The sequence below is a fragment of the Hyalangium ruber genome, assembly GCF_034259325.1.
GTDB lineage: Bacteria > Myxococcota > Myxococcia > Myxococcales > Myxococcaceae > Hyalangium_A > Hyalangium_A rubrum.
Genome location: NZ_JAXIVS010000024.1, coordinates 1 through 14,943 on the forward strand (window position 1 = coordinate 1; position 14,943 = coordinate 14,943).

Genomic DNA, 14,943 nt, shown 5'->3' on the forward strand with positions numbered 1-14,943 from the left:
GTTTGCCGGAGCTCGGCTGCTGTTGTGCGTACGGCAGACTCACCTCAAGGACGACGGCTCCCAGAGCATCGAGTGGCGCTACTTCGTCACCTCCCTGTCCACCGTGGAGTGGGGCTTTGCCCACCTGCTGCGCCTGGTGCGCCTGCACTGGGCCATCGAGAACCGACACCATTGGACTCTGGACATGGTGCTCGAGGAAGACGACCGCCAGCCCTGCCTGCACTCGCGCTCCGCCCTGGAAGTGACTGCTTGGCTGCGGGTGCTGGCCTACAACCTGCTGTCGGCCTGGCGCGCGCGGCTGCCTCTCAAGGACCGGCTGCCGGTCGGTGGCCTGGGCACGCGCCTGCGAGATACTGCGCGACGCGCTCGTCCACGGTCGGGCGGAGGTGCTCCTGCCCACACTCGCCTGAAGGGCTCGCCGGCCCCTCCGCCTTCCCTCAACGCGCAGTCACTGCACGGTCGCCCGGCCGAACGGCACCTCATTGCCCGCGCGCGACCGCTCTTATCAAGCTCTGCTCATCCCATCGCAAACAGCCGACTTTGGATCAGGCCTGGGCAGCCCGCCGGGTGGCGCTCTTCACGCACGTAGAGATCGCGCTGCTGCGCCGCGAGGCGGCGACCAAGGCCATCCACAAAGTCGAGGACATCGAGGTGTGGCGGTTCAACCCCGCGTTCCTCGATGCGCTCGAGGCGAAGGTAGGCCGCGCCACCAAGCTGGAGCTGACGCGCACCGACGGTCAGCTCTACGTCACCCTCGACGGAGAGACGATCGAAGCGGCGCTTGCACGAGAGAGCCTCGTGGAGGATGCGGTGGGGAGCTAACCTCAGGCTCTACCGTTTCTTCGCCGGCGAGCCATTCTGAGCCACCGCGGACTTCACGAGCGCCTTGAACGCGCGCGCGTCGACCTTCTCCCCTTCTCGGATGTCGATCGCCCTTCGCGTGTTGCCTTCCAAGCTGGAATTGAAGAGGCGCGATGGGACTGGGAGCCTGGCCCCCCGGGCGAACGTGAGCTTCACGACCTTCGCGTACGCCTCCCCGGTGCAGACAATCCCGTGGTGCGACCAGACCGGAGTGCTCCACTTCCACTCCTCGGTCATCTCGGGATCGGCTTCCAGGATCACTCCTAGCATCAAGACCTTTGCGTGCTTGCGAGAGATACCGTCGTCCTCCAGTTGGAACTGCGCCTCCGAGCTGCGTCCTAGCACTGTCTCCGAGCGATCCAACCTGAGCATTCGTCCGATACCCTCCACGGACCTTGCGCTGAGCACGATGAGGCAAGCGGTCTGCTGCAGAGCGTTGCTCAGCAGGTCTTGGATGTGAACTACGGGCTCATCATCAGGCGCATTCATGTTGCCCCACCGTCATCCGGACACAAACCGATACGAGCAGAAGAGGGCTCTACCGTCTCAGCGCTTTCTGTAGTGACGCGGACACCCGTTCGATGCTGGGATGATTGTCGGCGAGACCCATCTGCTTATAGAGCTTAATCGCCAGACGGTAATTATTTTCGGCGTCGATGCTGCGGTTCATCTGCAGGTAACAATCTCCGCGGTTGCTAAGGTGGTTGGCTTGTCCTTCGTAGCGGCCGAGACGCTCGTCTAATTCCAGGGCCTGCTGATAGTGGGCAATGGCCTTCTCAAGATCACCCAACTCCTTGTAACAGAGGCCCATGTTCCCGAGCGAGGTCGCTTGGCCACCGAGCCGGCCGAGGCCCGTGTCGATAGCAAAGGAGCGCTGGTGGTGATCGAGGGCCTTCTCGATCTCGCCGAGCATCCCATAGCAAAGGCCGATGTTCGTCAACGCGTTGGCTTGTCCTTCGAGCCGCCCCAGTTGCTCATCCAGTTTCCAGGCTCGCTGGTGGTACTCCAGCGCTTGGGCGGGCTTTTCGAGGGAGCGATAGTAGAGGCCCAGGTTTCCGAGCGCGTTCGCCTGTCGGTCGAGCCGCCCCAGACGTTCCTCAAGGGCCAGGGCGCGAAGGCTGTGATCAATGGCTTTGGGGAGATCTCCCAGTCTGCGGTAGCAGAGGCCCAGGTTTCCAAGCGCGTTGGCCTGGTACTCGATGTTGCCGAGCCGCTCACTGATGGTCAGTGAGTACTGACTGAAATGAAGGGCCTTCGACAGGTCACCGAGCCGACGATAGCAGTAGCCGAGGTCTCCTTGCGCCTCCGCAAGGCTGGCGCTCTCCGGAGGAAGGAGCTTCAAAAGGCGTGTATAGTAGTCGATTATCTCGCCGTACTTGCCGCGCCTCATGAGATGCTCGCGCACGGCGGCGAGCACCTCTCGCGCACCTTCTCCATCCGTGACGAGCAGCCTGTCCAATGCCCAAAGCACCTCTGGCAGCTGACTCTCAAGGGCCTGCCAGTCCGACGGATCCTTGTGTGCTTCCAGATGAGTTCGGACGAACGAGAGGTGAGTCGCAGAGACCTCAGGTGCTTCCGGTTTGTTGATCATGAAGAGGCGCACCAAGTCGTGCATGCCCCACCGGCGCGGTGCATCGAAAGAGAAGTCGATCAACGAGCGTTGAGCCAACTCCGCCAGGGCATTGGCGACGACCTGCTCGGGAAGCGCCGCTACGGCTGCGACGACAGGCTCGCACGTAGCCTTGGCGCATGCGGACATCGCGTGCAGGACGCGCCACTGATCCTGACTCAAGCCTTCGCATGAGGCCAGGAGCGTTGCGGCGATGCCTCGATCATCGCCCTTGGCCACTGAATCGAGCGTATACAAAGGCTTGGAGTGCAAGCTGGCGAGGACGCGATTCGGTGTAGCCCCAGGACGTAGGAGCAGCCGGGCGAGCAACCGGAGCGCCAGCGGCAGGTTCCCCACAAACTGAGCGAGCGCATCAAGCTCAGCATCTGGGGTCGTGTTCAGCGCTGCGGCGACCTTGCGCAGGTAGGTGCGGCAGGTCTTGTTGTCCCAAAGCCCTAGGGTCAACGCCTGGGCGGGCTTGCCCAGGTCTTCATGGAGGATAGCCGCGCGTGTCGTGATGAGCGTACGGCAGCGTCCTCCAGGCACGGGGATCTCTCCGAGATTCATATTCACGTGCTGGGGATCGACGTTGTCGATGATCAGGAGCACTGGCTTCTCATGAAGCGTTTGGGCTAGGTAGCGGTTGGCCTCGCTGACGGTTCGAAGGTGTGCTTCGGCCTTCCATCCAAAGCGCATGGCGACCCGACTGAGTTCGCTCGTCAGGGCACTGGCGTCAAGCCACGCGGCCTCCGCGAATAGCGCGCGAGCCTCGGTAGCGACGAATTGATGGACGAGAGACGTCTTTCCGATGCCGCCAGGACCTGCCACAACGATGCAGGGAGTAGCATCATCTGTGAGCGCTTCACGCAGGGCAGCGAACTCGTCGACTCTTCCTAGGAAGTGCCGGACCTCGAGCGCGGGGACTCCCCCTGGTCCCTCAAAGAGGGGGGAGGGAGATGCGCTGGAGGCTCTGTCCTGCTCCTGAGGGGGACTCTTGGGCTTGGTTTCCTTGCGGAGAGAGGGCACCGTGAAGCCCAGTGAGTGCTCAGCGTAGTTCCGTCCCTCGGGCACAAGATCGATGTCGGCATGGAACCGCTTCTTCGTGGCCGACCAAGCCCTCGGCCAGACGCGGAGGTGGAGATGCCCCTGGTGATCAGCGACGACAGAGGCAATATTGTAGCCATGGCCTTGAGGGACTCCTGTTGGCTGAGACTCGCCGTGGACCGCGCCTGCGGCGATGGTCACCAGCCCTGGACCCCAGCCCGCACGAGTATCCTCTGATTTCTGATCGTGAACGTGACCCGAAAGATGAATCTGCGCGTGGTTACGCACCCAGTTGTGTGACTCGCGCTCGTCGGCGAGCCATCTCCCTTGGAAGGGGTGATGGCTGAGGACCAGGAGAAGCTCTCCAGCTTCCTTGGGGGGATGCGTGAGCGCCTGGGCCAGCATCTGCATGCCGAGTCGGAGCTGGCCCTGATCTTGATCATCCGCACAGAGCAGAGCGGTGTTGAGCCCGACGAGCCGAATCGGGAGCACCTCTCGTGCTCTGAACCGGTATTGCCAGAAGAGCCGCTTGCCAGAAGGTTCGAGCGGTGCCAGGCAGGCAGGGGCGAAGCCTGCCGAGAAGTCCAGGTAGTTGGCGAGGCGACGAGCGAGAAGCGCTCGATCATTGGGGTCGGCCAGCGCTTCATCAAGAGGCTCCAGGCCGACGCGCAAGGCCTTGACGAGCCGGCGGATAGACCGATCGCGGTCCGCTGTGCGCTGGACGTCATGGTTTCCTGGGACGAGGAAGACGCGCGTGGTATCGAGTCCGACAGCAGTGCTGGCAGAGCTCAGCCATTGTCCTGCGAGTGCGTACTCACGGCTTTCGGTTTCATGATCATGGACGAGGACATTTCCGCTGAACGCAATGTCGCCGGTCACCATGATCGCATCTGGTGGGGGGACGCCGAGCCCGCTCAGCCCGCGAAGGTCCTCCAGTAAGCCTTGAACCACGAGCTTTTGATCCCACCGGGTGCCTGCATCACCATGGCCCACGTGCAAGTCCGAGAGATGAACCCAGGTGAAGAGGTGGTCCACGGCATGTACCTCCAGAAGCTCGGTCGGCGGGGAGTCGTTCCGCGCCTCTACCCCATCGCCTAGCCCAGTCAGGAACATAGAACGACGTTACTCTGAAGATCTCAAGATGAGCGCGCCCGCGAGGATCCACATCTGGATGCGCTCAAGCTGGTCCGCTCGTAGCGTGCGCGTGCCGCCCAGCGGATCCAGCGACATGCGGGAACCGATGATGCGGCCGTCTCCGGCGAGCTTGAGCCACAGAGCGTAGGGAGGATAAGTGCCACGTAGCTGAGTTCGAAGAAGCCCTGCAGGTACTGGAGCGGGAGCATCTCAGTGCTACCGGCCGCCTCACCAGCACGAGCAGACACTAGGTGAAACCGCACGCGGCCATGGTGGCGGTCATCCACGCCATGAAGCGCAGGAAGCGGCTGTGGAGCGGTGGCGGGCTGGAGCCGGGCCCACGCGCCCGAGGATCGACAGCAGCAACAGTCTAGACACCGAGGTGCCGGCTCCCGAAACGTTGCAGCAGCAGCAGCCGTCTTTGTCCGGAGCGGAGGTGTCGTCCACGCACACTCCGGCCTCACACACCTGGCCGCTGCCGCACTCCGGAGTCGCGCTGCAGAACGTGTTGGGGTGGTTCGGCCGTCGCCGTCCGTGTCCTCGGCAGGACGCTGCTCTTTGCCGTCTACGCTTGGCGCCAAGCAAGGGAGCTTGCCCTCGGTTAAGCTCTATGCTAAGCCTAGGCTTATAACCAAGGAGCTAACGATGAATCCCTATTGGCAGAGCTGGATCAGCGCGAACTGGAGTGCGCTGTCCGCCGGACAGAAGCTCCGAGTTCCTAGCTGGCTGCCGCACCCCAGCCGATCGGGGCTTGAGCGGCCACCACTCGCCGAGCCCGTCGGACAGGCCGAGGACTGGGTTGTCTCGTACATGGACGGGAGTCGCATCCACGTACACGAATACAGCAATGGCTCCATGATCGTGCATCGGGATGAGACTGATCCTAAGAGGGGGCCTATGGAAGCGATGTGGCACTGGTTGACAGAGTCCACCTCAGGCAAAACAACCCTCGCCGTCGCTGGTATCATCGTCGCTGCGAAGGCCGTCAGTGCCTTGAGCGACGAGGATTGAGTGACCAAAGAAGAAATCAAGAAGGTCCGTGATGGCCTCGGTCTCACCCAAGAGCAGTTCGCTCAACTCTTGGGTGTTCATACGCTCACGGTTTCAAAGTGGGAACGGGGACTTCTATCGCCTTCTCCCTATCAGGGGTCGCTGATCAGCTCTTTCGCCAAGGCTAGGGAGCGCTCGGCAAGTACGGGTGGAGCTACGGTCGCGAAGGTACTGATGGGAGCCGGGGTCGCCGCAGCCTTGTTCTTTCTGCTGAAACACGCCTTTGACGAAGAAGAGGCGCAGCCATCTGCAAAAGGCAGGGGTCATCAGCGCTGAAGAGGATGTTCAGAATCTTTGCTGATGCAGCCGCTTGGTGCCCACTCTCATCTGCTAGACCCTCGTGCGCTTGGCACGCTTACGGTACGACTTCCTTGAGCGCCCCCCTTGCGCTGACCCGGGAGACGCGCTCGCCGTCCTGAGACGGCGTGGATCCTCTCTTCTGGCGCAGCTGGAAGACGTGAACAAGGCCACCTTGCGACTCAAGGGGGCTACCACCCAGCAGCTACCCGTCAGCGGCCCTCCTCTGAGCCGCTCCCGCGCTTCGGGCTCAGAAGAACCAGCGCCGCTTGTCGACCCTGTGGACGAACAAGGAGCGAGGGATCAGCATCAGGATGACGACGATCCCCACGAGCAACCCTGAGGCGCGGACCCAGCCCGAGCCCCACCGCATGAGCAGGAGGGGCAAGGCAAGGGCCCCCAACAGGACGGCCCAGCGCACCGCCAGGTGGGGAATGAGCCCCACCAACCCCAGGCCGCGAGACGCTCGGTCGAGGATGTAGCGCGGCCAGGAGGCTTCGACCTTCTTTCCATTCCTCCCATAGAGCTGGGAGATCACCTGGGCCCGTCGGTCCTCCTCCTCCTGTCGATGCGCCTCCCGCCTCTGCTGCTCTTGTTCGAGGGCGTGCTGCGCCTCTCTCTCCTGGGCCTCCTGCTGCTGCCAGTGCCTCTCGTTGAACGCACGCTGCTCGGGCGTCGTGAGATCGGCGCCACACACCGTGCAGCTCTGGGAATAGAGACCGTTCTCGCTCTCGCACGAAGCGCAGCGCGGGAAGCGCCGCCCCACGGAGGGCTTCTCCGCGAGCGCCAGCGGGGTCTCCCCATGCCGCTTGAAGCGCTCGACGTGCGCCTCGGGGACGAGCGTCGCATCGACCCCCTCTGCCCGGTCCGCCATGTCCTCGAAGCGGCCGCGGCTCTGCAGTTGGGGCTGCTCTCCCACCCCTTCGTTCTCACCGCGCGAGCGCTCCAGGTGCAGGAAGCGCGAGAACCGGGATGCCATCAGCGACCTCCCCTGGCAGGGGGCTTCGGCAGGCCCTCGGGCGGCCCCCCAGGAGAGGCCGGACGCGTGCGCCCCTTGGCCCACTCCCGCGACCGGGAGATCTCGTCCCTCAGGGTGACCGACAGCGGGAAGGTCTCTTGGATGGCACGCGCCAGGTGCTGCTGCCCCAGCTCCACTCCCTCGGCAAAGGCCTCGTAGAGCCCGGCGATGACCGCCTGCTCGATCTCCGCGCCGCTGAAGCCTTCGGTCATGCCCGCGAGGCCCTCGAGATCGTACGTCTTGGGATCCCGCTTCCGGCGTTGCAGGTGGATGCGGAAGATCTCTCCACGCTCAGCCCGCTCGGGCAGATCGATGAAGAAGATCTCGTCGAAGCGCCCCTTGCGCAGCAACTCTGGGGGCAGGCCTTCGATCCGGTTGGCCGTGGCCACCACGAACACGGGGGCGGTCTTCTCCTGCAGCCAGGTGAGCAGGGTGCCGAAGACGCGCGCCGTCACCCCGCTGTCCGTCGCGCCCGAGGAGGCCACTCCCGACAGCCCCTTCTCGATCTCATCCACCCACAGCACCACGGGCGCCACGCTCTCGGCCACGCGGATGGCCTTGCGCAGGTTCTCCTCCGAGGAGCCCACCAGCCCGCTGAAGATGCGCCCCATGTCCAGCCGCAGCAGTGGCAGGCTCCAGTGCGCGGAGACGGCCTTCGCGGTGAGGCTCTTGCCGCAGCCCTGCACTCCCAGCAGCAGCAGCCCTCGCGGCTCCGGCAGGCCGAACTGGCGGGCCCGTTCTCCGAAGGCGGTGTTGCGCTGGCCCAGCCAGGCCTTCAGGTTCTGCAGGCCGCCCACGTTCCCCAGGCTCTCCTCGGGCGGGTAGTACTCCAGCAGCCCGCTCTTACGGATCACCTGCCGCTTCTCGTCCTGGATGCGCTTGATGTCGTCCGCGCACAGCTTCCCGTCATGCGCGATCGCCTTGGCGAAGGCGTTCTCCGCCTCCGACAGCGTGAGCCCCAGCGCTGCCTTGATGAGCTGATCGGCGTGCTCGCGGGACAGCTCGACGGTGGCCTTGTTCCCCTTTCGCACCACCGCTACGATCTCCTTCAGGAGCGAGAGCAGATCGTTGTAGCTGGGCAGCGGCACGTCGATGACGGAGACCTCCTTCTCCAGCTCGATGGGGATGCTGAGCGCGGGAGAGAGGATGAGGACGGTGGTGAAGGTGCTCTTGAGGAAGTGGGCCAGCTCGCGCAGGGCCCGCACCACGCCCTTGTCCTCGAGGTAGGGATGGAAGTCCTTGAGCACCACCAGCGCGGGCTCGGTGAGCTTCTCGATGGCAGCCAGGGCATCGATGGGGTTGCGCGTCTCCTCGGGCACGGTGGCCGAGCGTGTGCCGCCCACATTGCGCAGACCCCGGGTGATGGACCAGTGGTAGAGCGCCTTGCTGTGCGAGCGGGCCAGCTCTCCCAGGATGGTATCGACCCGATGCTCCTCCCACGAGACGAGGTAGAGCAGCGGGTACCGAGCCCTGATGAGGATGTCGAGATCCTCCAGCCATGGCACTGCTGGAAGCCGGGGGGATGAGGGGGCTGCGCCTACCGATGCCATACCCGCACTTATAGCAGGCCCCCGGACGCTCCGTCGCTCCACGGGGGACAGACCCGCAGTGCATGAGCCCCCACTCGAAGAAACCTTTACAGACGGCGGAGACCGCGCTCCTCCTGGGCGTGGACCTCAACGCCGAGCAGGAGGCGCGGTTCAGCCGGTGAGATTGCATCTACCGCCCGACGGCGGCCGGACTACATCTGCAGGTTGAACACGGACCAGTGCCAGAACACGCCATCGCGGAAATCCGCGTAGCGAATGCGGTACTGGTTCTGAGCAAGCATCACGCCGCCCTGTTTCAAGAACGGATTCTGGTTGGTGCCGTAGGGGAAGGGATCGTTCACCACCAGCCAAAGGCGGCCAGCACGGCGCTGGTAGCCGACGATCAGCACCACGTGCTCGGCGTCGGCATTGGCGATTCGATGGTTGTAGGAGATGCCGGCAATCACGGGTTGGCCAGCATCGATATTGGCCAGCACCGCGGCCGGTGAAATCGCGCCGGCCTCGGAGTAGGTGACGGTGCGGCCAGCGGCGGCGCGTGCGTAGTTGGACAGCATCGACAGCGTGCCACGGTTGGAGCCGCTGGGCACCACACAGGCGAAGCATTCCGAACCACAGGGCGCGGACGGGTGCGAGATCCTGCCGATGATGCCGCACTGGAAGTTCCCAGCCGGATTGACGTTGGGCACGCCATAGTGCTGGAAGACCATCTCGCCCACGGCCAGCCAGCACCAGACGTGGGTCTGCTGCCGCACGGCGGCGATGTCGAGCACGCGCCCACCCGTCCCAGCAGGTACCACGTTCATCGCCTGCTCCGCGCGCACGTCCGGGGTGCGCACGGGGGCAACGCGCTTTCGCCAGGCGCCGGCGAAACGCACTTCGCCGTCCTCGACGTAGGGTGCGATCACGTAGGGCGCGAAGTCCTGAGCCGCCAGGGTGCGGACCCGCGCGGCGTGCGCGTCCAGGGTGGCGTCCGAACGCGCCTGCCAGTCGGCGCCGTCCATCCTCTCCCAGATGGCTGCGTAGCGCGTCTCGCCTCCTCGCGAGTACACACTGATGTCCACTGGCACGAATCCCAGGGGTGTCAGCCGGTCATATTGCGCTTGGTACTGGGCCGCGCTCAGGTCGCTGCGCGACTCGAACTCGACGCCGGGCCGGCGTGTCCAGAGCGCAGCGTAGCGCGGCTCACCGTCCACGGCGTAGCCCACCACCGAGGCGGGCACGTACCCCTCCTGGGTCAACTTGTCGGCCAATGCCTGGAAATGTTCGGCATCCATGTCCACGCGCACTTCCCAGGCCACGCCGACCTTGCGCTGCCAGATGGCGCCATAACGCGCGGTAGTGCCCTCGGAGTGGATGGCGAGCGAAACCGGCACGAAACCGCGCTGCTTAAGGCGTTCCAGGCGCTTCGTGAACTGGTCGAGGTTCAGGCCGAAGGAGGCCTGCCAAGCAACTTCGGGCTGTTGCACGAAGGCCGCGTGGTAGCGCACATCGTTTTCGTTGGCGACGCCGCTGATCTCGATGGGAACGTAGCCCTGCGGCGACAGGGTATCCATCGCCTCCTGCAGCGCCGCGGGCGTCAGGTTGTAGCGGGCTTCCCAGGGCTGGGCCATCGCGGACTGGTCGATAGCCAACCAGGCGGCGAAGAACGATACCCACTTCAGCAGCGCTTTCGCATTCCCGGCCATGCACCCCTCCTCTGTTGGACCCTGGCGACTTCCAACGGCTCCTCGTTTTCCCCGTAGCAGCCCTCTACTCTGCTCCCTTCTTCGCCAGAAGGGGTGACACATGATTCCGTGGCGGATTCTGTGGAAGGCCGAAGCACTGTTCATGGTGTTGCTCGTGGGGTGCAGCAGCCTCCCGAAGGTCCCCCGAGTGGAGGACACAGGCCAGGAAAGAGCCGTTGTCCACATTCCCCGTAACGCTGGCCTACAACCCGTCACGCTGGAGCAAGCAGAGTTCCAGCAGGCCATGAGGCGCCTCTCGCGCGAGGTGCGGCTGTCAGGCACTCCGCGCCAGACGGTGGAGAAGATGTTTCAGATGGATCCTCAGTTCGGCAACTACCTCTGGCTGGAGAAGGACAAGAAATTGGTGCCGCTGGGGCCGGGCGAGCCCCTGGAAGGGGCGTTGACGAACGAGGACCTGGAGACGGCGGAACGCTACCGGCTCTGGTGCCAGCGCGTTCACAACTTCTACGGCGACTGTCTCGGGGGCGCGCTGGTGGGTGGGCGATACCTGGACATGCACGGTCGCTACATCTGGGCGCTGGCCCTGAGCAAGAGCCCAGTAATCGATGAGACGAAGAAGGCGCTGAGAGAGATGGTGGAAGTCCGCGCGCTCATCAGCACAGTCCTATGGACGTTGGGTTCCATGCTGCTGATCATGGCGATCAACCCCGTGGCTCCAGCACTGGTGGCGGTAGTCGGCACGGGACTGATTCTGTATGTGGGCGTTGACACGCTCCTCAACCTCGTGACCGGCTGGAGCCAGTTGATGGAAGAGGTGAAGGTGGCGACCACCTTCGAGCGGATCCGCGAGGCAGGCGAGCGCTTCGGGAAGATCATCGGACGCGAGGCAGCCCGCGCATTCGCCATGCTGCTGATGGCGGCAATCGGCTCGACGGCGAAACTGTTCGCGGCGAAGGTGCCGACGCTGCCCGGATCGGCGCAACTGTTCGTGCAGGCAGAGGACACGGCAAAAATCTCGCTGCCCGTGTTGGGCGCGGTGGAGGAGATTGCGCTGACGGCAGAGGGCGTGAGCGTAACCGTGGCCTCCGCCGCGATGACGATGGGAGCGAGTGGAAGTGGCGGCACGAGCCCCTGCATCGAGAAGCACCACATCGCCACCATCTGCAACGACAAGTCCACCGCGCGCGGTGGACCGTGGACTCCCAGGTTCCGGGAGATCTTCGACAAGGCGGGAATGTCGATGGATGACCCGGTGAACAAGATGCCTCTGCCGGGGCACTACGGGCCACACCCCGAGCGGTATCACCAGATCGTCCTTGAGGAACTGCGAGGTGCAACGTTGACCTGTCGTAGCATTGTGGAGTGCCGGAGGGCGTTGACCGGCGCACTCCAGAAACTGGCCAAGCAGATCGCCACCCCAGGAACAGAGCTGAACCAACTCGTCACCCAGCAGCAACCGCGCTAGATCATCGCGCCCATGCCCAAGCGTTTCTTCAAGCTCGCCGACGATGTGAATGTCCCGCACCGCTGGCATCTAGCGATGCCCAGGGACCGTCAGAGCCTCAAAGTGGATGACGGGCAATTCATGCGCGGGGAACCCGTCCACATCAGGGATCGTTTGAGAATCCCCATCGAGATCGCTGGCAACCCACTAGACTTCACGGAGGCGGGGATCAGCATCCCTGTGGTTCATGTCCGGGTCGCGTCCATGTTCGCGGAATTGGCCCCTGACGACGTGCAACTCATGCCCGTGGATGTGGATGGCCATCCGGATCAATACCTCATCCTCGTAGCCACACGGCTCATCCGCTGTATCGACGAAAAGGCGTCCCGGATCGAACTCTGGACTCATGAGGACGGAGTGCCCGAAAAGGTCGGTCAGTATTTCTCGGTGCGTGACATGCGCATCGAGAAGGCGAAGGTGCAAAGCGCCAAGGTGTTCCGTTGCGAGGGATGGATGGGCCCGCTGATCGTCTCCGGGGAGATCAAGGACGCCTTGGATCGCATAGGGGCCACAGGCACTAGGTTCGAGGAGGTCTAACCACGCCCGCGGGGTGTCCGCGGACGTGGCCTGACGCTACTGTCCGCTCAGCGGTAATCCCACTTCTGGTTCGCGCCGCCGTTGCACTCCCAGATGTGCAGCCGGGCGCCGCTCGCCGAGTTCCAGTCCTTGATGTCGACGCACTTGTTAGCAAGCACGCTGACCAGGTCCCCTGCCCCACTCAGCACGAACTGCTGGGCCGCGTTGCCATTGCAGTTGGCGAGCTGGATGGCCGCTCCGTTGGCGGTCGACGCCCAGGCCACGTCCATGCACTTGCCTCCCGCCTGGAGCGTGCCGTTGATGAAGGTCCACTTCTGCGCGCCGGTGCCGTTGCAGTCCCACATCTGGAGCTGCACGCCATCGGAGAAGTTCGAGTTGGGAACGTCGATGCACTTGCCATTCCAGCGCGAGATGAACGACGCCCCTCCGCCTCCACCGCCGCTCGTCCTCAGCGTCAGGCCATAGGTGCTCAGGATGGGATTGATGGGCTGGTAGAACGTCTGCGGAGGATTGCCGTTGGCGCACGTCCCCGCCACGCCGGAAGTCACGCCCTGGGCCTGATTGCCGGAGATGACCGCTCCACCGGAGTCGCCTCCGTCGGCACAGGCGTTGGTCTTGTGAAGACCGTAGACGGGGCCCACGGAGTAGTTGACCGTCACGTTCTTCGCCTCGAGCGTCCCACACCGCCAGCCGGTGGTGTAGCCGGAGCGACAGATGGAGGCGCCCACCGGAGCCTCCTGCGAGCCGGCGACCGTCACGTTGCCGCCGTTGTAGTTGTAGACCCAGGGCTGGGGAGTCCAGGAGCCGTTGGTCGCCACCCAGCCGAAGTCATTGCCAGGGAAGACGGAGGCCCGGATGGTCCCCATCGCCACGCCGTTGAACCCGGTGGTGGTGGTGCCCGCCCCGCCACAGTGTCCCGCGGTGACGAACCCCCCGTTGACGGAGAAGCCCACCGAGCAGCGGTAGTTGGTGAAGTAGTACGGGTCACCGCCACGCACGTCATAGGCGGGCTGGGGCGCCTGCGTGGAGTGTACAACGCGGATGCTGCCGTCGCGCGCGCCGCTGCTGCGGGCGATGAAGGCGTCGGTGCGGAGCTTCGACTGACTGGCGGTGTCCGCATGGACGACGACGGTGTTGGTGGCGGGGTCAACGTGCCACGAGTGGATGGCGGGAGAGAGCTCCTGGACATTGCGGTCCAGCTCCGCCTTCACCCGCTCCAGCTGCTCCTGACTCCGCTTCACGAGTTGGGGCCGCGCACCGGCGAGGCGGACACGCGCGGCGCTGGCCTCGTCGGTGACCGCGACGATGAGCTGGCTGCCGGACGCATCGAGCCAGGCGCCGCCAAACTTCGCGCCGAGTTGCTCACGCAGCGTCTTCTCGAGCTGAGGAGCCTTCGCCTCGAACGCGAGCCGGCGGTGGACCTGCTCCTCGGTGAGGCCCAGGTCGCGCCGCATCGCGGAGACGAGCTCCGACGACACGTCCCGCACGGACACGGTTTCCTGGGGAGCGGCCTCGGCGGAGGTGGGAGTGCCGACCAGCGTGGCGATTCCGGCGAACATCGCCGTGGTGGCGGAGAGCCAATCAAACTTTCGGTTCATGGGAATGGAAGGAGTTGGGTCCACGGCAGAGGCGGATGCGAACGCCAGGGCGGAGGTGTCCCTGCGCGTGGAGGTTGGGATGTCCCCGACGTTTCGCGGGTGTCCCAGAGCACAGGCTATGCCAGCGCTTTCAAGAGCCTTCCAGGTAAGCTCTCAGAGCAAGCATTCCCACGTACGAGGGATTTCCCTCTTCCCTGCCTGGTAACAGGAGTGATCAGGTGATCACTCTTGTTACCACCGTGCGCTCGCTCAGCGGCCCTTGTAGGCGGGCTTGCGCTTCTCGGCGAAGGCGCGCAGGCCCTCCAGCCGATCCTCCGTCTTGAGGACCTCTTCGTACTTGCGCAGCTCCAGCGCCAGCGCGTCGTCCAGCTCCAGCCCCGTGCCCTCGTCGATGGCGTGCTTGGCGGTGGCCACGGCGATGGGCGCGTTCTCCACGATGGCCTCCGCCAGCGAGAAGGCCATCTCCAGCAGGTGTCCCTCCGGAGCCAGCCGGTTCACCAGGCCGATGCTGAACGCCTCCGCCGCGTTGGTGCGCCGGCCGGTGAGGATCAGGTCCTTGGCGCGTCCCGGGCCGATCAGCCGGGCGAGCCGCTGCGTTCCACCACCGCCGGGGATGATGCCGAGCTTCACCTCGGTAAGGCCCAGCTCCGCGGCGGGCGCCGCCACCCGCAAGTCACACGAGAGCGCCAGCTCGGTGCCTCCGCCGAAGGCCGCCCCGTTGATGGCGGCGATGAAGATGCAGTCGCTCTTTTCGATGGCGCGGAAGGTCTGCCGCAGCCCATCCAGGAAGGCGCGTACCTCCGGCTCGCTCATGGTGGCGCGCTCCTTGAGGTCCGCGCCGGCGCAGAAAGCCTTGTCCCCGGCGCCGGTGATGATGACCGCCCGGACCTGTCGGCCCGAGGAGACGCGCGTCACCATCTCCCCGAGCTCCCGGAGCATGGCCCGGCTGATCGCGTTGCGACGGTCCTCCCCGTCGATGGTCCAGATCTCGATGGCTCCCCGTGCGTCGACCTTGAATTCCGGCATGTTGGCTCCCCTTCCAGGCCCTGGGTCGGG

The 14,943-nt window shown here is 64.6% G+C and carries 12 protein-coding genes and 1 pseudogene; 6 read left to right on the plus strand and 7 right to left on the minus strand.

From position 1 onward, the window contains the following. Both SYV04_RS40970 and SYV04_RS40975 read left to right on the plus strand, forming a co-directional pair. Nucleotides 1-589 (plus strand): annotated as a pseudogene (locus tag SYV04_RS40970) (hypothetical protein); the annotation flags it as partial. Beyond that, a complete protein-coding gene (locus SYV04_RS40975) occupies nucleotides 568-822 on the plus strand; it encodes a YaeQ family protein (protein WP_321551544.1) in 255 nt (84 codons plus the stop codon). The pseudogene SYV04_RS40970 and the gene SYV04_RS40975, both read left to right, overlap by 22 nt. 9 nt (nucleotides 823-831) lie before the next feature. Here the strand turns inward: SYV04_RS40975 and SYV04_RS40980 are convergent, their stop codons facing one another. After that, nucleotides 832-1,350, minus strand: a complete 519-nt coding sequence (locus tag SYV04_RS40980; protein ID WP_321551545.1) for a DUF1801 domain-containing protein — start codon at nucleotides 1,348-1,350, stop codon at nucleotides 832-834. 49 nt (nucleotides 1,351-1,399) lie between these two features. Continuing rightward, the gene (locus SYV04_RS40985; RefSeq protein ID WP_321551546.1) at nucleotides 1,400-4,549 is read right to left on the minus strand and encodes a tetratricopeptide repeat protein; all 3,150 of its coding nucleotides are present in this window, start codon (nucleotides 4,547-4,549) and stop codon (nucleotides 1,400-1,402) included. Nucleotides 4,550-5,293: 744 nt separating this feature from the next. Between SYV04_RS40985 and SYV04_RS40990 the strand changes: the two genes are divergently transcribed. Further along, entirely contained in the window at nucleotides 5,294-5,659 is a 366-nt protein-coding gene (locus SYV04_RS40990) for a hypothetical protein (RefSeq protein WP_321551547.1), read from the plus strand. Beyond that, nucleotides 5,660-5,974 carry a helix-turn-helix domain-containing protein gene (locus SYV04_RS40995; RefSeq protein WP_321551548.1) on the plus strand — a complete coding sequence of 105 codons (315 nt, stop codon included), beginning with the start codon at nucleotides 5,660-5,662 and terminating at the stop codon, nucleotides 5,972-5,974. A 271-nt stretch (nucleotides 5,975-6,245) separates the two neighbouring features. Here SYV04_RS40995 and SYV04_RS41000 read toward each other — a convergent pair whose 3' ends face one another. The 3 genes from SYV04_RS41000 to SYV04_RS41010 all read right to left on the minus strand — a co-directional run bounded on the left by SYV04_RS41000 (nucleotide 6,246) and on the right by SYV04_RS41010 (nucleotide 10,248). Beyond that, nucleotides 6,246-6,974, minus strand: a complete 729-nt coding sequence (locus SYV04_RS41000; protein WP_321551549.1) for a hypothetical protein — start codon at nucleotides 6,972-6,974, stop codon at nucleotides 6,246-6,248. Further along, the gene (locus tag SYV04_RS41005) at nucleotides 6,974-8,518 is read right to left on the minus strand and encodes an AAA family ATPase (RefSeq protein WP_321551550.1); all 1,545 of its coding nucleotides are present in this window, start codon (nucleotides 8,516-8,518) and stop codon (nucleotides 6,974-6,976) included. The genes SYV04_RS41000 and SYV04_RS41005 overlap by 1 nt, the downstream gene beginning before the upstream one ends. Before the next feature lie 236 nt (nucleotides 8,519-8,754). Next, nucleotides 8,755-10,248, minus strand: a complete 1,494-nt coding sequence (locus tag SYV04_RS41010; protein ID WP_321551551.1) for a papain-like cysteine protease family protein — start codon at nucleotides 10,246-10,248, stop codon at nucleotides 8,755-8,757. Between the two features lie 100 nt (nucleotides 10,249-10,348). Between SYV04_RS41010 and SYV04_RS41015 the strand changes: the two genes are divergently transcribed. Together SYV04_RS41015 and SYV04_RS41020 are read left to right on the plus strand one after the other, a co-directional pair. Next, complete coding sequence (locus SYV04_RS41015; protein WP_479691459.1) at nucleotides 10,349-11,713, plus strand: AHH domain-containing protein; 1,365 nt, start codon at nucleotides 10,349-10,351, stop codon at nucleotides 11,711-11,713. 12 nt (nucleotides 11,714-11,725) lie between these two features. Beyond that, nucleotides 11,726-12,289: an imm11 family protein gene (locus SYV04_RS41020; RefSeq protein ID WP_321551553.1), complete on the plus strand. Its 564-nt coding sequence runs from the start codon at nucleotides 11,726-11,728 to the stop codon at nucleotides 12,287-12,289. Between the two features lie 47 nt (nucleotides 12,290-12,336). Here SYV04_RS41020 and SYV04_RS41025 read toward each other — a convergent pair whose 3' ends face one another. Beyond that, nucleotides 12,337-13,887: a ricin-type beta-trefoil lectin domain protein gene (locus SYV04_RS41025; protein WP_321551554.1), complete on the minus strand. Its 1,551-nt coding sequence runs from the start codon at nucleotides 13,885-13,887 to the stop codon at nucleotides 12,337-12,339. 249 nt (nucleotides 13,888-14,136) lie between these two features. Beyond that, nucleotides 14,137-14,913 carry an enoyl-CoA hydratase-related protein gene (locus tag SYV04_RS41030; RefSeq protein WP_321551555.1) on the minus strand — a complete coding sequence of 259 codons (777 nt, stop codon included), beginning with the start codon at nucleotides 14,911-14,913 and terminating at the stop codon, nucleotides 14,137-14,139. Between the last annotated feature and the right edge of the window lie 30 nt (nucleotides 14,914-14,943).